The organism is Salipiger bermudensis (genome assembly GCF_020171625.1).
GTDB classification, from domain to species: Bacteria; Pseudomonadota; Alphaproteobacteria; order Rhodobacterales; family Rhodobacteraceae; genus Salipiger; species Salipiger bermudensis_B.
In genome coordinates, this window is record NZ_JAIUZY010000001.1 from 231,807 (window position 1) to 250,238 (window position 18,432).

The 18,432-nt window shown below is 67.3% G+C and carries 19 protein-coding genes; 7 read left to right on the plus strand and 12 right to left on the minus strand.

All coding sequences use genetic code 11. From position 1 onward, the window contains the following. Positions 1-35: 35 nt before the first annotated feature. The 4 genes from LCM15_RS01050 to LCM15_RS01065 all read right to left on the minus strand — a co-directional run bounded on the left by LCM15_RS01050 (position 36) and on the right by LCM15_RS01065 (position 4,608). Complete coding sequence (locus LCM15_RS01050) at positions 36-1,079, minus strand: AI-2E family transporter (protein ID WP_224852378.1); 1,044 nt, start codon at positions 1,077-1,079, stop codon at positions 36-38. A gap of 174 nt (positions 1,080-1,253) precedes the next feature. Next, the gene (locus tag LCM15_RS01055; protein WP_224852379.1) at positions 1,254-2,372 is read right to left on the minus strand and encodes a carboxylate-amine ligase; all 1,119 of its coding nucleotides are present in this window, start codon (positions 2,370-2,372) and stop codon (positions 1,254-1,256) included. 72 nt (positions 2,373-2,444) lie between these two features. Further along, entirely contained in the window at positions 2,445-2,825 is a 381-nt protein-coding gene (locus LCM15_RS01060) for a hypothetical protein (protein WP_224852380.1), read from the minus strand. A gap of 283 nt (positions 2,826-3,108) precedes the next feature. Further along, positions 3,109-4,608, minus strand: coding sequence for a CoA-acylating methylmalonate-semialdehyde dehydrogenase (locus tag LCM15_RS01065; protein WP_224852381.1), 1,500 nt, complete (start codon positions 4,606-4,608; stop codon positions 3,109-3,111). A 105-nt stretch (positions 4,609-4,713) separates the two neighbouring features. Between LCM15_RS01065 and LCM15_RS01070 the strand changes: the two genes are divergently transcribed. From LCM15_RS01070 to coaD, 3 genes are all read left to right on the plus strand, one after another. After that, entirely contained in the window at positions 4,714-5,610 is an 897-nt protein-coding gene (locus tag LCM15_RS01070; RefSeq protein WP_224852382.1) for a LysR family transcriptional regulator, read from the plus strand. 60 nt (positions 5,611-5,670) lie between these two features. Continuing rightward, the gene (locus LCM15_RS01075) at positions 5,671-6,105 is read left to right on the plus strand and encodes a CBS domain-containing protein (protein ID WP_224852383.1); all 435 of its coding nucleotides are present in this window, start codon (positions 5,671-5,673) and stop codon (positions 6,103-6,105) included. Positions 6,106-6,191: 86 nt separating this feature from the next. Continuing rightward, on the plus strand, positions 6,192-6,689 hold the full coding sequence (gene coaD / locus LCM15_RS01080) for a pantetheine-phosphate adenylyltransferase (RefSeq protein WP_224852384.1): 498 nt from the start codon (positions 6,192-6,194) through the stop codon (positions 6,687-6,689). Here the strand turns inward: coaD and LCM15_RS01085 are convergent. Together LCM15_RS01085 and LCM15_RS01090 are read right to left on the minus strand one after the other, a co-directional pair. Beyond that, entirely contained in the window at positions 6,686-6,832 is a 147-nt protein-coding gene (locus tag LCM15_RS01085; RefSeq protein ID WP_224852385.1) for a glyceraldehyde-3-phosphate dehydrogenase, read from the minus strand. The two genes, coaD and LCM15_RS01085, sit on opposite strands and share 4 nt — an antisense overlap. Positions 6,833-6,866: 34 nt before the next feature. Beyond that, positions 6,867-7,040 (minus strand): hypothetical protein, encoded by a 174-nt coding sequence (locus LCM15_RS01090; RefSeq protein ID WP_224852386.1) that lies wholly within the window; start codon positions 7,038-7,040, stop codon positions 6,867-6,869. Positions 7,041-7,253: 213 nt separating this feature from the next. Between LCM15_RS01090 and LCM15_RS01095 the strand changes: the two genes are divergently transcribed. Next, the gene (locus LCM15_RS01095; RefSeq protein WP_224852387.1) at positions 7,254-7,469 is read left to right on the plus strand and encodes a hypothetical protein; all 216 of its coding nucleotides are present in this window, start codon (positions 7,254-7,256) and stop codon (positions 7,467-7,469) included. Positions 7,470-7,741: 272 nt separating this feature from the next. On the opposite strand, the gene gap is transcribed toward LCM15_RS01095, so the two are convergent. The 6 genes from gap to speB all read right to left on the minus strand — a co-directional run bounded on the left by gap (position 7,742) and on the right by speB (position 12,987). Continuing rightward, positions 7,742-8,743, minus strand: coding sequence for a type I glyceraldehyde-3-phosphate dehydrogenase (gene gap, locus LCM15_RS01100; RefSeq protein WP_224852388.1), 1,002 nt, complete (start codon positions 8,741-8,743; stop codon positions 7,742-7,744). 93 nt (positions 8,744-8,836) lie between these two features. After that, on the minus strand, positions 8,837-8,980 hold the full coding sequence (locus LCM15_RS01105) for a hypothetical protein (RefSeq protein WP_224852389.1): 144 nt from the start codon (positions 8,978-8,980) through the stop codon (positions 8,837-8,839). Between the two features lie 375 nt (positions 8,981-9,355). Then, complete coding sequence (locus tag LCM15_RS01110; RefSeq protein ID WP_224852390.1) at positions 9,356-9,829, minus strand: disulfide bond formation protein B; 474 nt, start codon at positions 9,827-9,829, stop codon at positions 9,356-9,358. Continuing rightward, complete coding sequence (locus LCM15_RS01115) at positions 9,826-10,404, minus strand: YqaA family protein (RefSeq protein WP_224852391.1); 579 nt, start codon at positions 10,402-10,404, stop codon at positions 9,826-9,828. The genes LCM15_RS01110 and LCM15_RS01115 overlap by 4 nt, the downstream gene beginning before the upstream one ends. 288 nt (positions 10,405-10,692) lie before the next feature. Beyond that, on the minus strand, positions 10,693-11,835 hold the full coding sequence (locus tag LCM15_RS01120) for a CaiB/BaiF CoA transferase family protein (RefSeq protein ID WP_224852392.1): 1,143 nt from the start codon (positions 11,833-11,835) through the stop codon (positions 10,693-10,695). Positions 11,836-12,006: 171 nt separating this feature from the next. Further along, positions 12,007-12,987, minus strand: a complete 981-nt coding sequence (gene speB / locus LCM15_RS01125; protein WP_263619525.1) for an agmatinase — start codon at positions 12,985-12,987, stop codon at positions 12,007-12,009. Positions 12,988-13,347: 360 nt separating this feature from the next. Between speB and guaB the strand changes: the two genes are divergently transcribed. From guaB to LCM15_RS01140, 3 genes are all read left to right on the plus strand, one after another. After that, entirely contained in the window at positions 13,348-14,796 is a 1,449-nt protein-coding gene (gene guaB, locus LCM15_RS01130) for an IMP dehydrogenase (RefSeq protein WP_224852393.1), read from the plus strand. Then, positions 14,793-15,947 (plus strand): RsmB/NOP family class I SAM-dependent RNA methyltransferase, encoded by a 1,155-nt coding sequence (locus LCM15_RS01135; RefSeq protein WP_224852394.1) that lies wholly within the window; start codon positions 14,793-14,795, stop codon positions 15,945-15,947. Before guaB ends, LCM15_RS01135 begins: the two co-directional genes overlap by 4 nt. Before the next feature lie 155 nt (positions 15,948-16,102). Continuing rightward, positions 16,103-18,427, plus strand: coding sequence for an ATP-binding protein (locus tag LCM15_RS01140; RefSeq protein ID WP_318246052.1), 2,325 nt, complete (start codon positions 16,103-16,105; stop codon positions 18,425-18,427). Positions 18,428-18,432: the final 5 nt, after the last annotated feature.

Sequence of the window (18,432 nt, forward strand, 5' to 3'; positions counted from 1 at the left end):
CGCGGAGTGAGATCTTTGCGCGGAACCCGCGCGGCTCAGACCTTGCCGGAGGCCGAGAGCAGGATGGCGAAGGGGCGGGTGGCATCGATTTCGGCCATGACGATGATCAGGCTCGCGGTCAGTGGCACCGCCAGCACCGCGCCGGGCAGCCCCCAGAGCGCGCTCCAGAACGCCAGTGCGAAGAGCACCACGAAGGGGCTCAGATTGAACGCCCGGCTCATCATCCGCGGCTCGAGATAGCCTGCGACAAAGAGCTGCGCCGCGGTCAGCGAGACCGCCACCAGAGAGGCCACGGTGAAGGAGCCGAACTGCGCAAGGCTCAGCAGCACCGGGAAGATCACCCCAATCAGCGAGCCAATATAGGGGATATAGTTCAGCAGGGCGATGAGGATCGCCCAGAACAAGGCGAAGTCGATGCCGAAGAGCAGCATCACCCCGAAGGACAGGGCGCCGAGGATCACGTTCACCACCGTCTTCACCGACAGGTAGTCGCCGATCCGGTTGTTGATGCGGTTGATCAGAACGATGGTGCGGTTCTCGGCATCGGCGTTGCCCTCGAGCGCGAGGTTGAGCTTGCGCGCCATGCTCTCGCGCTCCGCCGTCAGGAACGAGGCGTAGAGCACCACGAGGAACAGCGTGCCGCCGAGGCCGCGGATCGACAGGATCACCGGCCCGATGAACGGCTGGATCTCGAGCCGGCCGAAGGTCATCGCGCGCAGCTTGGCCCAGCTCGGCTCATCGTCGAGCCCGACAAGTTGCGCCACATGGGTCATCAGGCTCTCGAGGTTGGCCTTGTAGCTCGGCAGTACGGCGGCGACCTGTGTGAAGGTGTCGAGCACGTAGGTGAAGAGCGCCACCAGCACGACGGTAAAGGCAAGCAGCACGAGGACGCGTCGGAGGATCGATGGCAGCAGGCCGATCACCGGCACCCGACCGAGGCGCGCGGTCACGTCGAACAGGATGTAGACCGAGATCACCGCCATCAGCACCGGCAACAGGACCGGTTTGCCGATGTGCAGAATGAAGCCGATCATGATGAGCAGCGCGAGCAGGTAGGTGGTTTGTCTCAGGGTGACCATTATGGGCGCATTTCGAAGTCGGGGGCCTCTGTCCAGCTGCAGCGTTCATGTGCCGCTCTATCCTCATGGCATATCTAGGGTTTCCGCAAGCCGATTACCTCCCCGCGACGCCGCTGCGGGGCGTTTTCTTTCATCGTGCCGTCCGAACTCCCGGCAGCGGTCACCCGCCGGTTGTCAGAGCCCCTCGTGGAATTCCTCGATCAGATGGCTGACCACGGCGCGCATCTGCGCGTCCCCGTCCTCGGGATGTGCCGCAGCCACCGCGCGCTGGCGTGACGAGGAATTGCCCTCGGCCACCACCTCGCGGCAGCGCTCGACCTCGGCCACGCACCCCAGCGCCGCGGCATCCTCGGCGATCAGCGCGATCAGCTCTTCGGTGAGCACCTCGAAGGGGGTGATCTGCCCGGCGCCGAAATCGATCAGACCTTCGGTGATGCCATAGCGCTGCGCCCGCCAACGGTTCTCGCCGATCAGGAAGTTCTCGTAGATCCGCCAGCGCAGGTTCTGCCGCCGCAGCCGCCAGAGCATCCGCAGGAGGCACTGGTTGATCGCCGCCAGCATCAGCGCGTCCTCGAGCCGCGGCTGGACGTCCATGATCCGGGTCTCGAGGGTCGGGAAGCGGGACGAGGGGCGCAGGTCCCACCAGATCTTCGAGCTGTCCTCGATGATCTCCAGATCGACCAGCGCCTGCACCGAGCGCTGGTAGTCTTCCCAGTTGGTGAACTGTGGCGGCAGCCCGGTGCGCGGCAGGTTGTCGAAGACCGAGATGCGGTAGCTCGCCAGCCCGGTGTCGATGCCCTGCCAGAACGGCGAGGACGTCGACAGCGCCAGCAGATGGGGCAGGAAGTAACTCGCCTGCCGCATCAGGTCGGCGCGCAGCTGATCGTCGCCCAGCCCGACATGCACGTGCATCCCGCAGATCAGCATCCGCTGCACCACGCCGCCGAGATCGCGCCGCAGGTCGCGATAGCGCTCCTTGTCGGTGTGGCTCTGGTTCTTCCAGTGCGCCAGCGGATGGCACGACGCGGCGATTGGCGCGAGATTGAAGCGCGCCGCGTGCTTCGAAATCGCCGCCCGCAGCCGTCTGAGATCGTCACGCGCCGTCGCGATGTCGGCACAGGGTTGGGTGCCGATCTCGATCTGGCACTGCAGGTATTCCGGGCTGACCTGCCCCTCGAGCTCCTGGCTGCAGGCCTCGAGCAGGCTTTTGGGCGCTTCACTCAGAGCCAATGTGTCGCGATCGACAAGAAGGTACTCCTCCTCGATCCCGAGGCTGAACTCAGGCATCTGCATCGACCCCTCCTTTCGATGGCGTTCGCCGAGGAAAGCAGAGCGGACGCCGCCGGGCAAGCCCGGCGATCGGTCTCAGCCGTGATCGGCCAGCAGATTGGAGAAACATCCCTGCCGCAGGCCGAGCACCGAGAGCGCGTCGTCCTCGTGTTGCTGGATGATCGGGATGACCGAGTTGATCCCGACCCACGAGCGCAGGATCATCTTGGCGACGGACAGCGACAGCTTGGTTGGGCAGTAATAGACCTTGAGCGTCTGGCTGCCCCGGCCGCAGAAGAAGCCGGCCTTCAGGGCCTGAAGCTGCATGAGCTTCACATAGTCCCACTCGATGGCGGTGACGCCGGACAGGTCAACCAGATGCTTCTGGGCCGGATGGGCATCCGGGTGCCGGGTATACGCCCGGAAAGCTTGGATATTTTCGTCGATCAGGATGCGGTCCTCGAACCGGAGATACACAACCCCTGATCTGGGCAGAATTCGGAAAGCGACAGGCATAAGGCAGCTCACCACTTATTTGTTAAAAATGTACTTATTCAATCGAGAGCGGGCGTCCGCGAACTCTGCGGCCCCGCTTCGTGCCCTGAGGTATGCCCCGAGCGGCCGTGTGGTGCAAGTCAGGCGGGTAGGACTTTTGCCGATCGCAACCACGAAGACACGTCTCAGGACATAGCCTGCACGCGAAACGCCCCGGATCGGTCAGATCCGGGGCGCCTGCTCTCATCCGTAATTCGGATGCGTGTCAGTCCATGGCCTTGAAGTTGAACTCGCCGCCTTCCTTAATCCCCGAGAACCAGCGCGCGGTGACGGTCTTGGTCTTGGTGTAGAAGCGGAAGGCGTCGGGGCCGTACTGGTTGAGATCACCGAAGGCGGATTTCTTCCAGCCTCCGAAGGTATGGTACGACAGCGGCACCGGGATCGGGAAGTTGATGCCGACCATGCCCACGTTGACCCGGTGCGCGAAATCGCGCGCGGTGTCGCCGTCGGCGGTGTAGATCGCCGTGCCGTTGCCGTAGGGGTTGTCGATCACCAGATCGAGCGCCTCCTCATACGATCCCGCGCGAACCTGGCTCAGCACCGGGCCGAAGATCTCTTCCTTGTAGATGTCCATGTCCGGCGTGACGTTGTCGAACATCGACGGGCCCACGAAGAAGCCGTTCTCGTAGCCCTGGAGCGTGAAGTCGCGTCCGTCGACCACCAGCTTGGCGCCCTGATCCACACCCGAGCTGATCAGGCCCTCGATGCGGCTCTTGGCGGCGCCGGTGATGACGGGGCCATAATCCACGTCCTCGCCCGCGGTATAGGGGCCGACCTTGAGCTTCTCGATGCGCGGCACCAGCTTCTCGACCAGCGCGTCGGCGGTTTCCTGACCCACCGGAACGGCCACCGAGATCGCCATGCAGCGTTCGCCCGCGGCGCCGAAGCCTGCGCCCACGAGCGCGTCGGCCGCCTTGTCGAGATCGGCGTCGGGCATGATGATCATGTGGTTCTTGGCGCCGCCGAAGCACTGGGCCCGCTTGCCGTTGCTGGCGGCCCGGCCATAGATGTACTGCGCGATCGGGGTCGAGCCGACAAAGCCCACCGCCGCGATGTCCTCGTTGTCGAGGATCGCGTCGACCACTTCCTTGTCACCGTTCACCACCTGCAGCACGCCCTCGGGCAGGCCGGCCTCGATGATCAGCTCTGCAAGGCGCAGCGAGGTCGAGGGCACGCGCTCGGACGGCTTGAGGATCATGGCGTTGCCGCAGGCCAGAGCCGGGGCCATCTTCCACAGCGGGATCATGGCGGGGAAGTTGAACGGGGTGATGCCCGCCACAACGCCGAGCGGCTGGCGCATCGAGTAGAGGTCGATGCCGGGGCCGCCATTGTCGGTGTACTCGCCCTTGAGCATGTGCGGCGCGCCCATGCAGACCTCGACCACCTCGAGACCACGCTGCACGTCGCCACGGGCGTCGGGCAGGGTCTTGCCGTGCTCCATCGAGAGCATCTCGGCCAGCTCGTCCATGTGTTCGTTGATCAGGGCACCGAACTTCATCATCACGCGGGCGCGGCGCTGCGGGTTGGTCGCACCCCAGGCCTTCTGGGCCTCGGCGGCCTTGGCGACCGCGTCGTTGAGCTCCTCGACGGTGGCGAGCGGCGTCTTGGCGATGGCTTCGCCGGTGGCCGGGTTGAACACCTCGGTGAAGCGGCCCGAGGTGCCCTTCACGTGCTGTCCGTTGATGAAATGCGTCAGTTCTTTCATGATCGCGCCTCCTGCTGGTCGGATTTGCCGCAAACTTAGTCTTGCGCAAATGCAGGCGACAGAGGTAATCGGGCAAAAGGGTTTTGCAAAAATGCAGGTGTGCCGATGCGCGGGAACTGGGACGATTTGCGGATTTTCCTTGCCGTGGCGCGGGGAGACAGCCTCTCCGGCGCCGGCCGGGTCCTGCGCATGGACCCGGCCACGGTGGGCCGCCGCATCGGCAGGCTCGAGGAAAATCTCGGCCAGCCGCTCTTTGCCAAGAGCCCGCAGGGCTACGCGCTGACCGAGGCCGGGGCGCGGCTGCTGTCGCACGCCGAAGAGGCCGAGCAGGCGCTCGGGCAGGGCGCCGAGGCGGTGCGCGGCGCGGGCGAGGGCCTGTCGGGGCAGATCCGCATCGGCGCACCTGATGGCTGCGCCAACTTCCTCTTGCCGCAGGTCTGCGCCGAGATCGGCGCGCAAAACCCTGATCTCGAGATCCAGATCGTGGCCCTGCCGCGCATCGTGAACCTGTCCAAGCGCGAGGCCGACATCGCCATCGGCGTCTCAGCCCCCACCGCCGGGCGGCTGGTGGTGCAGAAACTCGCCGACTACAAGCTGCACCTCGCCGCCTCCGAGGCGTATCTCGCGCAGCATCCACCTATCAACAGCCGCGCCGATCTGCGCGATCACCGCATCGTGGGCTATATCCCCGACATGATCTTCGACAAGGAACTCGACTACCTCGCGGACCTGGGAATCGAGCGGGTCGGGTTGGCCTCGAACAGCGTTTCGGTGCAGTTCCACTGGCTACGTCAGCACGCGGGCCTTGGCATCGTGCACGATTTCGCGCTGCCCGCGGCACCGGGGCTGCGCAAGGTGCTGCCGGAAGAGGTCGAGATCACCCGCAGCTTCTATCTCGTGCGCCACGAGGACGACCGCCGGCTCGGGCGGCTCAACGCCTTCGCAGGAGCGCTGGCGCAGGGGATTCGCAAAGAACTAACCCTGCTCGAAGGTCTGACTTGACAGATTGTCGCAGCCGCCGGACGCTGGATGCACGCGCAGAGATGGCATGGAGGAGAGCCGATGCAGGTGCAGCAGATTCTGAAGGACAAGGCCGATGACGGTGTCGTCACCGTGCCCCCCGCCACCACGGTCGCCGATGCGGTGCAGGTGCTGGCGGAACGGCGCATCGGCGGCGTGGTGATCTCTGAGGATGGCCAGACCCCGCTGGGGATCCTGTCGGAGCGCGACATCGTGCGGGTTCTGTCATCGCAGGGTGCGGACGTGCTCTCGGCCACCGTCGACACGCTGATGACCACCAAGCTTCAGACCTGCACCCGGGACGAGGACAGCGACGTGGTGCTGGCGCGGATGACCGAAGGCCGGTTCCGCCACATGCCCGTGGTCGAAGACGGCGTCATGGTCGGAATGATCTCGATCGGCGACCTCGTGGCGGCACAGATCGCCGAGCTTTCGATGGAGAAAGAAGCGCTTCAGGGCATGATCATGGGGCACTGACCGAACCGCCCAAAGCGGTCAGGGGGTTGCATTCAGGGAAGCAATATTGTTGCGTGCCTGAAAACTGACAGATCAGGGGCAGCCCTATGCGCATCGGCCTATATCCCGGCACCTTCGACCCAATCACGCTTGGTCATATCGACATCATCCGCCGCGCCGCGGCTCTGGTGGATCGACTGGTGATCGGCGTCGCCATCAATCGCGACAAGGGCCCGCTGTTCGATCTCGAGACGCGCGTCTCGATGATCGAGGCGGAATGCCGGGCGCTCTCGGAGGAAACCGGCACCGAGATCGTCGCTCACCCGTTCGAGAACCTGCTGATCGACTGCGCGCGCGATGTCGGAGCGCAGATCATCGTCCGCGGCCTGCGGGCGGTGGCGGATTTCGAGTATGAATTCCAGATGGTCGGGATGAACCGCTCGCTCGACGACAGCATCGAGACGGTGTTCCTGATGGCCGAAGCCCGGCATCAGGCCATCGCCTCGAAGCTGGTCAAGGAGATCGCCCGGCTTGGCGGTGACGTCAGCAAGTTCGTCACGCCAGCCGTGCACGATGCGCTGGTGAAGCGCTTCGAGGACGCTTAGGCGCCGTAGACCGCGCGGCGGGCGACTTCGGTCTCACGCCCAAGGATGTCGCAGTCCATGCGGGTGCGCTCGGGCAGGTTCTGCAGCGTGTAGAGGGCGCGGCGGTAGGCGTAGCGGCGGTAGATGCTGTTCAGTACGGTCATGTCATCGGTCCTTTGAGTCTGGAGAGGTCGGCGGTTAGGCGCGGGCCCGGCCGTAGACGGCCTCGGATGCGATGCGGCGCAGGTCGCCGCGAGAGATGCCGAGATCGAGCGCGGTGTTGAGGGACATCCGGCGCAGTTCGCGCAGGGTGCGGGTGTACCGGGCGCGCTGATCGAGGCGGGTTATTAGTGTTGCGAAAAAGCGGGTCATGCGGTGTCTCCGTCGCTCCCCCCTTCGTTGCTGTTGGCGCTAACTTAGGGTTTGCTGCGGCGCAGCACAATTTCCGAAATTCCAACCCCGCCCTGCAGTTTTTGCATGGCGACGGGCGCGGTTGCGTCGCCGCGCGGAGCCGTCAGGAAGTTCTTAACCTTCCGCACGTAGGGTTAACGGCATCGAGACACCCACGGATCAGGAGGTGATCGCATGGATATCCGTTCCTTCGGCGCACGCCCGACGCGCCGCCTCACACAGGCAACCCCGTCGCGTCCCCGCACATCCGGCACGGTGCAAAGCGCCGCGCAGGCTGGCGATGCGCCGCCGCCGGAGCGCGCCTTGCCGAACGCCATGATCGGGCAGGGCGTGCAGCCTCGCAGCGCTCGGCATGGCTACGCACTGGCGCGGCAGATGCAGAAGCAGTGACAGCGTAGCAGGGGCAGGCGGGGGTGAACGCTGAGAAAGCGCGGGCACGCGATCGGAGCGACCGGCCGGCAAACCGAGATACAGCCAGATAGAAGTCTGGCCGGCAGAACGATCGCTCAGACGATCAAGATACAGGCAAGAGACGGCATGGTCTGCCGTCACACCGACCAAACAGCAGACCACGATACAGGCAATAGAAAGGGGCGGGGCCGTTTCCGACCCCGCCCCGCGTGTTTGCTTGGCGACCCTTGGCCGCGCTCAGGCCTGCCTGATCAGATCAGCTTGCCCATCGCCACGGCGGTGTCCGACATGCGGTTCGAGAAGCCCCACTCGTTGTCGTACCAGGTCAGGATGCGGCACATGGTGCCTTCCATGACCTTGGTCTGGTCGGTGTGGAAGATCGACGAATGCGGATCGTGGTTGAAGTCGATCGAGACGTTGGCCTTGTCGGTATAGGCCAGCACGCCCTTGAGCGGGCCGTCCGCCGCCGCGCGGATGGCGTCGTTGATCTCGTCCACGGAGGTGGTCTTCTTGGCCTCGAAGGTCAGGTCGACGACCGACACGTTCGGCGTGGGCACGCGGATCGCGACACCGTCGAGCTTGCCGTTCAGTTCCGGCAGCACGAGGCCCACGGCCTTGGCAGCGCCGGTCGAGGTCGGGATCATCGACAGCGCCGCAGCGCGGGCGCGGTAGAGATCCTTGTGCATGGTGTCCAGCGTCGGTTGGTCGCCGGTATAGGAGTGGATCGTGGTCATGAAGCCCTTCTCGATGCCGATGGCATCGTTGAGGACCTTGGCCACCGGCGACAGGCAGTTGGTGGTGCACGACGCGTTCGACACGACGATGTCGTCCTTGGTCAGCACGCTGTCATTGACACCGTAGACGATGGTCTTGTCGGCGCCCGAAGCTGGGGCCGAGACCAGCACCCGCTTGGCACCGTTCTCGAGGTGCAGCGCGGCCTTGTCGCGGGCGGTGAAGATGCCGGTGCATTCCATCACCACGTCGACATCGCCCCAGGGCAGATCGGCGGGGTTGCGCTCGGCGCTGACCTTGATCGGGCCGCGGCCAACATCGATGGTGTCGCCGGAGACGGTCACTTCATGCGGGAAGCGGCCATGCACGCTGTCGAACTGCAGCAGGTGGGCGTTGGTTTCGACCGGGCCGAGGTCGTTGATCGCGATGACCTCGATGTCGGTGCGTCCCGACTCGATGATGGCACGCAGCACGTTCCGGCCAATGCGCCCGAAGCCGTTGATTGCGACTTTGACGGTCATGGGTATCTCCTTGCTATCGAAATGCTGAAGGTTGCGCGCAGGTCAACAGGTTGCCGCAGCTAAGTCAACCTGCCCCGGTGGGGTGCCGCGCGATTAGCGCCAGAAGGCCATCCAATCCAGCAATGCGAAGAACTTACGTCCCAGAAACACCAAATGCTGCGAGCCCCAGATCAGGCTGTCCGCGGCCAGCGCGGCGAGGATCAGCAGGGCGATCCATATGGCGATCCGATTGGTCATGACGCGCGTGATGCCAGAGCGCGCGCGGGCTGTCACGCACGATCTGTGCGGCGCGCGCGGGCAGGGGGCGACGTGTCTCTTTGCAACGGCGCGAAAGGGGCGCGAGGCCGTCGCGCCTCACGCATGGCGTCGTGAGGGGCGGCGGCGGCCGGGCCGTCTGCGTTTGACCGCGCCGAGGGCGTGGCCCGGCGGCACGGGTCATGGGGCTGTCAGCTTCCGCCGGAGAGGTGGAAGAGCGACGTGCGGGGCCGCTCTGGCGCGCGCGGGGCCGGGCGCCCCGGGGCTGTCGTTGGCAGAAAACACCTGAGGGGAGAGGCGGTTCAGCGCCCGGATCGGGCATCCGAAGAGGCCGATCCGGGCCGCTGTGTCTTTGGGTTAGGCCCTGCTCTTCAGCGCCGCCCAGAGCCAGAGCGCCATGAAAACGAGGCTGGCAATGGTGTTCCAGCTTGCCATCGATAGGCCGAAGAAATCCCACAGCACGTCATCGCAGCGCTGGATCTCGGCGCTCATGATCTGGTTGAGCAGATCGTCGGTGCTCATGCCGGTGACCGAGCCCGACGCGGTGCAGGAGGTGGGTCCTTCCCACCAGCCGCGCTCTACCCCGGTGTGGTAGGCGCCGATCCCGGCGGTGCTCAGCGCTGCAAGCGCGCCGAGAAGCGGCAGCGCCGGGCCGCGGGTGGCCAGCGCGCCGAGCGCGATCACCACGGCGGCCACGTGCGGCCAGCGCTGGTAGATGCACAGTTTACAGGGCGGCAGGTCGCCCAGGTACTGGAAGCCAAGCGCCCCCAGAAGCACCGCGACAGAGCCGGCGGCGGCCAACAGGATCAGGAGGTTGCGGGTCGATGTCATAGGTATCTCACGATGTAAAAGCCGCCAACGAGAAGCAGCACGAAAAGCGTGAAGACGACCCCGAGGCGGCGTTCGATGAAGTGCCGGATCGGCTCCCCGAAGCCCCACAGCAGGCCCGCCACCACGAAGAAGCGCAGGGCGCGCGCCACGATCGACGTCACGATGAAGGTTCCAACCGGCATCGCCGTCCAGCCCGACATGATGGTGATCACCTTGAACGGGAAGGGCGTCACGCCGGCCACCAGGACGGCCCAGAAGCCGACCCCGTTGAAGCGCTCGTTGAAGGCGGCCATCTGGTCGGCCTTGCCCATCGACTCGAGGATCGGGCGGCCAAGGCTTTCGAAGAAGAAATGCCCGATGCCATAGCCCGCGAGACCGCCCAGCACCGACGACACCGTGGCCACCAGCGCGATCAGCCACGCCTTGCGCGGCGCGGCAAGCACCATCGGGATCATCAGCACGTCAGGAGGGATCGGGAAGATCGAGGCCTCAATGAACGAGACAAGGGCCAGCGCCCAGAGCGCTTTGGGGTGGTCGGCCAGCGACATGGTCCAGTCGTAGAGGCGGCGCAGCATGAGCGATCTCCGTTTGTCCCCGACCGAGGAACCATGCCCGCGCCCGCCACGCAACAGACGAAAACGTGTTGCGGCGCGGATCGCGTCCTGAGGGTGACACAGCGCCGATGGTGCGGGCGGTAATCCGACGCGGCGCCGCCGCGGTTGCGCATAGGGCGAAGACGACGAGGGCCCTTGAACGCATGCCCCTGTTCGCCAGCGGCGCCCCTCAGGCCAGCAGGCAGGCTATCGGCGCCCGACAGACAGCCCCGGCGGGCGGCTGCCCCGATGCGGCAGCGCAAGGGCGCGTCAGTCGGTGTCGAGCCAGCGCAGGATATCGGCGCGGTTGCCGTCAAGTTCCGGCGGGGCGGGGCGCGCGGGGCGATCCTCCATGTCCGAGATCTTGATCGGGTTGCCGGCGGCCTTGAAGGTGGCGCGGCCATAGCGGTCGAGCACGTCCACGATCATGTTGCGCGCCAGCAGCTGCGGGTCCTTCATCACCTGCTCCATGCTCTGGATCGGCGCGCAGGGGATGCCGGCCGCGGTGAGCTTGGCCAGCCAGTGCGTCCGCGGGAACTCCAGCGTCACCGCCTCGATCAGGCGCTTGAGCAGCCGCGCGTGGCTCAGTCTCGCGGTGTTGTCGGCAAAGCGCGCATCGTCGGCCAGGGGCAGTTGCAGCGTGAGGCAGAGCTTTTCGAACTGCGCATCCGTGCCCGCGGCCAGAACGAAGGGCCCGTCCGAAGCCGCCACCGCCTCGCAGGGCGCGATCGAGGGGTGCCGCGTGGCATGGCTCGGCGCCGTGTCGTTCAGCGCCGCCTGCGCGATGGCCTGGTCCATCAGCGCCACTTGCGCGTCGAGCTGGCCCACGTCGATGCGCCGGCCCTTGCCGTCGGCCTGCCGGGCGTAGAGCGCTGCGAGAATGCCCTGAACAAGGAACATGCCCCCGGCGAGATCGCCGACCGAACTCGCCGCCCGGCGCGGCTCCGCCGGCGTTCCGGTCAGCCCCATCAGCCCTCCGCGCGCCTGCACCACGGTGTCATAGGCAGGGCGTTTGGCGTCGGGGCCGGTCTGGCCGTAGCCGCTCACCGAGGCGTAGTGCATCTGGGGAAAGCGCGCGTGCAGCGTGTCCCAGTCGAGCCCGTGCCGCGCCATCACCCCAGGGCGGAAATTTTCCACCAGCACATCGGCGCGGGCGAGCATGCGGTCGAGCAGCGCGCGGTCGGCCTCGAGATCGAGATCCAGCGCGATCGAGCGCTTGCCACGGTTCACGGCGGCGAAATAGGCGCTCTTGCCGTCCTTGAGCGGCGGCAGCCGGCGCGCATCGTCGCCCTTTCCGGGGCGCTCGACCTTGATCACCGCGGCGCCGAGATCGGCAAGGATCATCGTGGCATAGGGGCCGGAGAGGATGCGGCTGAAATCGACGACGGTGACGCCGTTGAGGGGGAGGGGCATGGGCCTTTGGCTCTCATGTTGTTTTTCTGCTCCCCCCGAGCTTTCCGCAGCTTCTGCCCTGCCGCAAGCGGTTCCTTGCCGATCGCCAAGAGTTTGCCCGCTTCATCCGGGGGTTGTATCCCGTCTGCCGCAGTTTCTGGGCGATTGTTCGGTGCGGTTGTGGCGGCAAGCCTATTTCGCGGGCAGTCCCGAGGCGCGGGCGTGGAACACGAAGCCAAGGAGATTCATCAGGAGCTGGGCCGCGAGGATCGAGGTCGACCCGCTGGGATCGTAATCGGGCGCCACCTCGACGAGGTCGATGCCGACGATGTGGTGCCGGCGCGCGACCTGCTGCAGGATCTCGAGCCCCTCGTAGTAGAGAAAGCCGCCATGGCTGGGGGTGCCGGTGCCCGGTGCGATCGAGGGGCAGAAGCCGTCGATATCGATGCTGATATAGACCGGAACGCCCTCGGGGAGGCGCTGCGCCACGCCGGTCGCGCCAAGACTCCGCGCCTGCCGCACCGACAGGATGTCGGAGCCCATGGCGCGCGCGGCGTCGTAGCCCTCCTTCGCGGTGGAACTGACATTGCGGATGCCGACCTGGGTGAGCCCGCTGACCCAGTCCTTCTCGGCGGCCCGACGCATCGGGTTGCCGTGGCCGCGGGTGACGCCGTGGCGCTCGTCGACGAAATCGAGATGGGCGTCGATCTGCAGGATGTGGAACGGGGCGCGGCCTTCGTAGGCCTCGATGCAGGGAATGTTGACCGAGTGGTCGCCCCCGATCACCACCGGCAGCGCGCCCGCCTTCAGCGCGGCTTCGACGCCCATGCGGATGTTGGTGTGGCTGGCCAGCGTGTCGGTGTGCACGATGTCCGCGTCGCCCATGTCGACGATGCGCACCTCTTCGCCAAGGTAGGTGACGTCGTCCTCGTGGTCATAGGCCCCGGCATGGCCGAAGGAAAACAGCGTCGAGGCCTCGCGCACCCCGCGCGGCCCGAACCGCGCCCCGGCCCGCCATTGGGTGCCGGCGTCATAGGGCGCGCCGAGGATCGCCGCATCGGCGTCGATGGCACTCCAGTCCGCCACGAAGGGCTTTTTCGCAAACGTGCAGATGCCGGTGAAGGGCAGGTTCAGCCGGCCGCTGTCGTATCCATGTGCCAAAATCGTCTCCATCTCCCGTGATCGTGGCGCCACCCTGCGCCAGCGCGGCGCGCGACGCAATTGCCGGGGGCAGGGACGTTCCCCCGGCGCCTGCGCCCGTAGCAGGTCCCGACGCCTCCGGCGGGAGTATTTTTGACGAAGAGAAGCCGGGGGCGCGGCGCTCATGGCTTCTTTGGTTCGAAAATACCTCGGGGGTGAATTGGCGCACAGCGCCAAGAGGGGGCAGAGCCCCCTCCTTCCTTTCGCAGCGGCGCCCCTCCGGCGCGTGGCCGGACCGGCGGACGCGGCCGGACCGCAGGAAGGGGGCTTTCGCCTGCCGCGCATCCGTGCAATAGGGACGTGCCAACCGATCCCCTCCCAAGGAGCCACCCCATGGAGATTCGCGAGGCGCTCACCTTCGATGACGTTCTTCTCGTTCCCGCGGCGTCCAGCGTGCTGCCCAGCACCGCTGACACCCGCACCCGCGTGACCAGATCCATCGCCCTCAACATCCCGCTTTTGAGCTCGGCCATGGACACCGTGACCGAAGCCCGCATGGCCATCACCATGGCGCAGGCCGGCGGCATCGGGGTGATCCACAAGAACCTCACCGTGGAGGAGCAGGCCCAGCAGGTGCGCCGGGTCAAGCGCTTCGAGAGCGGCATCGTCTACAACCCGGTGACCCTGACCCCGGACCAGACGCTGGCCGACGCCAAGGCGCTGACTGAGCGCTATGGCTTCACCGGGTTCCCGGTGGTCGACGAGAAGAAACACGTGGTCGGCATCGTGACAAACCGCGACATGCGCTTCGCGCAGAAGGACGACACGCCCGTCCGGGTGATGATGACCTCCGAGAACCTCGCCATCCTGCAGGAGCCCGCCGACCGGGACGAGGCGATCAGCCTGATGCGCGCACGCCGCATCGAGAAGCTTCTGGTCACCGACGCCGCCGGCAAGCTCACCGGGCTCTTGACGCTCAAGGACACCGAGAAGGCCGTGGTCAACCCCTCGGCCAGCAAGGACCGGCTCGGGCGCCTGCTCTGCGCCGCGGCCAGCGGCGTCGGCGAGTCCGGGTTCGAGCGCACCGAGGCGCTGGTCGATGCCGGCGTCGACATCGTGGTGATCGACACCGCGCACGGCCACTCGCAGGGCGTGCTCGAGGCGGTGTCCCGCGCCAAGCAGCTCTCGAACGAGCTGCAGGTGATCGCCGGCAACGTGGCCACCGCCGATGCCACCCGTGCCCTGATCGAGGCCGGGGCGGACGCGGTCAAGGTCGGCATCGGGCCGGGCTCGATCTGCACCACGCGCATGGTCGCGGGGGTCGGCGTGCCGCAGCTCACCGCCGTGATGGATTGCGCCAAGGCGGCCGGCGACGTGCCGGTCATCGCCGACGGCGGCATCAAGTTCTCGGGCGATTTCGCCAAGGCGATCGCCGCGGGCGCCTCCTGCGCCATGGTCGGCAGCATGATCGCCGGCACCGACGAGAGCCCGGGCGAGGTCATTCTCTACCAGGGCCGCTCGTTCAAGGCCTATCGCGGCATGGGCTCGCTCGGGGCCATGGCGCGCGGCTCCGCCGACCGCTACTTCCAGAAGGACGCAGCCTCCGACAAGCTGGTGCCCGAGGGCATCGAGGGGCAGGTGCCCTACAAGGGCTCTGCCGGCGCGGTGATCCACCAGCTCGTGGGCGGCCTGCGCGCGGCGATGGGCTATACCGGCAACGCCACCGTCGAAGACATGCGCAAGAACTGCACCTTCGTGAAGATCACCAACGCGGGCCTCAGCGAGAGCCATGTGCACGACGTGCAGATCACCCGCGAAAGCCCGAACTATCGCATCGGATGACACCGGCGGCACGGGTACAGGCCGCGGCGGAGATCCTCGATCGGATCGCCGCGGGCACACCGGCCGAGCAGGCGCTGCTCGGCTGGTCACGGGCCTCGCGCTTCGCGGGCTCCAAGGATCGTGCCGCGGTACGTGATCACGTGTTCGACGCGCTGCGCCGCTGGCGCTCGGCCGCGGCCTCGGGCGGCGGAGAGAGTGGGCGCGCCCGGATGCTCGGCCTGTTGCGCCAGCAAAGTATCGATCCGGACACGCTGTTCACCGGCGAGGGCCATGCGCCACAGCCGCTCGACGCGGCCGAGCACGCGGCGGGCCGGGTACCGGAGGGCCCCGAGGCGCTCGATCTGCCCGACTGGCTCTGGCCCGACTGGCAGGCGAGCCTTGGCGGGGCGGCGGCGCAGGCGGCCGAGGACCTGCGCCACCGCGCCCCGGTCTTCCTGCGCATCAACACCCTGAAGGCCACCCCGGATCAGGCCATCGCGGCGCTCTCGTCCGAGGGCATCGCCACCCGGGCCGCACCTCTGGCCGACACCGCGCTCGAGGTCATCGAGGGCGCACGGAAGGTGGCGCGCTGCAAGGCCTTCACCGACGGTCTCGTCGAGTTGCAGGACGCCGCAAGCCAGGCGGTGGTCGCGGCCCTGCCGCTTGCGCCGGGTCAGCGCGTGCTCGATTACTGCGCCGGTGGCGGTGGCAAGGCGCTGGCGATGGCGGCCCGGCTCTCCGGGCCTGTCGAGGCCCATGACGCCAATCCCGCCCGCATGTCCGATCTGCCCGCGCGCGCCACCCGTGCCGGCGCCGCGGTCGAGATTACGCAGGCGCCGCGCGGCCCCTATGATCTTGTCCTCTGCGATGTGCCCTGTTCCGGCAGCGGCTCGTGGCGGCGGGCGCCCGAGGGAAAGTGGCGTCTGACGGCAGAGGGGCTGGCCGACCTGACCCGCCTTCAGGGGCAGATCCTCGAGGCCGTCACGCCTCTGGTGGGTGCCGGCGGCACGCTGGCCTATGCCACCTGTTCCATGCTCAAGGCGGAGAACGGGGACCGGGTCGCCGCGTTCCTTGCGGATCACCCCGGATGGACCCTCGCGCAGGAGCGTCAGTTCCTGCCCTCCGACGGTGGCGATGGGTTCTACGTCGCCTGCCTGACCGCGCCGGAGTGAGCTCCGGCGCGCTTGACGCGCAGGCGTGTTCCCCGACAAACTCCTGAGCCAGGAGATGTCTCCGGGGCATGGTTTACCTTTGGTTAATACCCGGCGGCTAAAACCGGTCGCGATACGTCCCTTAGGGGTTGCCGCGACCGGCGAAGGGGGGCCAGGTGGGCGAGAGCACGGCGACAGAGCGGCTGAGGCCGCGCGGGGCGCACAGCGCCTTGCGCAGCACCGGGGTGCTGGTCGCGCTTGCTCTGGTCAGCGGCCTTGCGGCGCTGCTGAGCGCGCAGCCAGTGTTGCGGACCGGGATGCTCGCCGCCGCCGCCGCCTTTGCCACCACCGCCGGGCTGGCGCTGGTGAGCTATGCGCTCGGTCGGCGGCGCGATGCGCGCAGCTTCGCCGCGGTCTGCGCCTTCGCCGAAGGCGATCCGGCGCCCATTCTGGTGACCGACCCGGCGCTGCACCTGCTCTATGCCAATCCAAGCGCCCGGCGCGATTTCGAGGCCAGCCGCGGCGATGCCCTGCCGGAGGTCCTTGCGCGGCAGGTGGCCGGGGCCGAAGGGGTCAGCCGCCGGCTCTGGCTGCAGGCGTATGAGCGCGGTCACGCGCGGGAAGAGGTCGCGGCGCGTGGCGGTCGGCGGGTGCTGGCGCTGCGCGTGCTCGACAGCGCGCGCTGGGTGTGGCGGCTTGACCGGCTCCCGGACCGCGCCGACGATGCGGGCGCTGGCAAGGCCGGTCCCGGGGCCGGGCAGGACCCGCCGGTGCTGACGCTCGGGCGCAGCGGCGCCGTCCTCTACATGAATTCCCGCGCCCGCGCGCTGCTCGGACGTCGGGTGAGGCGCATCGAGGACGCGCTCGAAGAGCCGCCGCTGCGTCCCGGCGCGGTCCAGCGGCTGCTCACGCCCGAGGGACCGGAAAGCTTCGAGGTGCGCTGCATCGATGCGGGCATCGGGCGGCGCGAAGTCGTGCTGCACCCGGTCGAGGATGGCGATCTGTCCGAGGGGGGCGTGCCCGACGGTGTCGACGATCTCCCGGTGCCCTTGCTGCGGCTCGCGCCCGACGGTCGGATCCTGCGCGCCAATGTCTCGGCCTGCGACCTGCTCGACACCGAGCACGCGGATGGCCGCAACCTTGCCGAGTTCATGGAAGGGCTCGGGCGGTCTGTCCGGTTGTGGATCAGCGAAGCGGCGGCCGGCCGCGGCTTGCACCGCTCGGAGTTTCTGCGCCTGATCCGCCCCGACCGCGAGATCTTCGTGCAGGTCACGCTCAACCGGGTGCGCGTCGCCGGGGCGACCGAGCTGGTCGCGGTGCTCAACGACGCGACCGAGCTCAAGACGCTCGAGGCGCAGTTCGTGCAGAGTCAGAAGATGCAGGCCATCGGCCAACTCGCCGGTGGCGTCGCGCATGATTTCAACAACCTGCTGACCGCGATCTCCGGCCATTGCGACCTTCTGATGCTGCGCCACGATCAGGGCGATCCCGAGTACAGCGATCTCGTCCAGATCAGCCAGAACGCCAACCGCGCGGCGGCGCTGGTCAGCCAGCTACTGGCCTTCTCGCGCAAGCAGACCCTGAGACCCGAGCTGCTCGACCTGCGCGAGACGCTGTCGGACCTGACCCATCTTCTGAACCGGCTGGTGGGAGAGCGGGTGGAGCTTGTGCTGCAATACGACCCGGTGCTGCCGAAGATCCGTGGCGACCGGCGCCAGCTCGAGCAGGTGATGATGAACCTCGTGGTCAATGCCCGCGATGCCATGCCGGAGGGCGGCGAGATCCGGATCGAGACCGAGCGCATTGCCCTGATGGAGCCGCTCCAGCGCGAGCGCGCGCTGGTCGAGCCGGGAGAATACGCCGCGGTCCGGGTCAGGGACCGCGGCCGGGGCATTCCATCGGACAAGCTGCAGAAGGTGTTCGAGCCGTTCTTCACCACCAAGCGCACGGGCGAGGGGACCGGGCTTGGCCTCTCCACCGTTTATGGCATCGTCAAGCAGACCGGCGGCTTCATCTTCGTCGACAGCGTTCAGGGCGAGGGCAGTTGCTTCACCCTGATGTTCCCGGCCCACGAGGCGCCCGAACCCGCCTCGACAGGTCTGACCGATGCCCCGGCGCGGGCGTTGCCGGATGGCGGCTCAGGCAAGGTGCTTCTGGTCGAGGACGAGGCGCCGGTGCGGGCGTTCGCGGCGCGGGCGCTGGAGATGCGAGGCTACTCCGTCACCGAGGCCGCCAACGCCGAAGAGGCGCTCGCGCTGCTGGCGGATGAGGCGATGGAGGTCGACCTCATCGTCACCGATGTCGTGATGCCGGGGATGGACGGCCCGAGCTGGGTGCGCGAGGCGCGCCGCGCGCGCCCCGACACCCCGGTGATCTTCGTCTCTGGCTATGCCGAGGACGTGTTCGCCGAAGACGGGGAGGACGTGCCGAACTCGGTGTTCCTGCCCAAGCCGTTTTCGCTGACCGAACTCACCGAGACGGTGAGCCGGCAACTGTCCTAGCGGCC

Excerpts from the sequence above, each read along its gene's own strand:
- LCM15_RS01075 (WP_224852383.1), top strand. The coding sequence starts at position 5,671 with ATGCAGGTGCAGCAGATTCTGAAGGACAAGGCCGATGACGGTGTCGTC.
- speB (WP_263619525.1), bottom strand. The coding sequence starts at position 12,987 with ATGGAGACGATTTTGGCACATGGATACGACAGCGGCCGGCTGAACCTG.
- LCM15_RS01095 (WP_224852387.1), top strand. The coding sequence starts at position 7,254 with ATGGATATCCGTTCCTTCGGCGCACGCCCGACGCGCCGCCTCACACAG.
- LCM15_RS01115 (WP_224852391.1), bottom strand. The coding sequence starts at position 10,404 with ATGCTGCGCCGCCTCTACGACTGGACCATGTCGCTGGCCGACCACCCC.
- guaB (WP_224852393.1), top strand. The coding sequence starts at position 13,348 with ATGGAGATTCGCGAGGCGCTCACCTTCGATGACGTTCTTCTCGTTCCC.
- coaD (WP_224852384.1), top strand. The coding sequence starts at position 6,192 with ATGCGCATCGGCCTATATCCCGGCACCTTCGACCCAATCACGCTTGGT.
- LCM15_RS01085 (WP_224852385.1), bottom strand. The coding sequence starts at position 6,832 with ATGACCGTACTGAACAGCATCTACCGCCGCTACGCCTACCGCCGCGCC.
- LCM15_RS01110 (WP_224852390.1), bottom strand. The coding sequence starts at position 9,829 with ATGACATCGACCCGCAACCTCCTGATCCTGTTGGCCGCCGCCGGCTCT.
- gap (WP_224852388.1), bottom strand. The coding sequence starts at position 8,743 with ATGACCGTCAAAGTCGCAATCAACGGCTTCGGGCGCATTGGCCGGAAC.
- LCM15_RS01070 (WP_224852382.1), top strand. The coding sequence starts at position 4,714 with ATGCGCGGGAACTGGGACGATTTGCGGATTTTCCTTGCCGTGGCGCGG.
- LCM15_RS01055 (WP_224852379.1), bottom strand. The coding sequence starts at position 2,372 with ATGCAGATGCCTGAGTTCAGCCTCGGGATCGAGGAGGAGTACCTTCTT.
- LCM15_RS01135 (WP_224852394.1), top strand. The coding sequence starts at position 14,793 with ATGACACCGGCGGCACGGGTACAGGCCGCGGCGGAGATCCTCGATCGG.
- LCM15_RS01090 (WP_224852386.1), bottom strand. The coding sequence starts at position 7,040 with ATGACCCGCTTTTTCGCAACACTAATAACCCGCCTCGATCAGCGCGCC.
- LCM15_RS01120 (WP_224852392.1), bottom strand. The coding sequence starts at position 11,835 with ATGCCCCTCCCCCTCAACGGCGTCACCGTCGTCGATTTCAGCCGCATC.
- LCM15_RS01065 (WP_224852381.1), bottom strand. The coding sequence starts at position 4,608 with ATGAAAGAACTGACGCATTTCATCAACGGACAGCACGTGAAGGGCACC.
- LCM15_RS01050 (WP_224852378.1), bottom strand. The coding sequence starts at position 1,079 with ATGGTCACCCTGAGACAAACCACCTACCTGCTCGCGCTGCTCATCATG.
- LCM15_RS01105 (WP_224852389.1), bottom strand. The coding sequence starts at position 8,980 with ATGACCAATCGGATCGCCATATGGATCGCCCTGCTGATCCTCGCCGCG.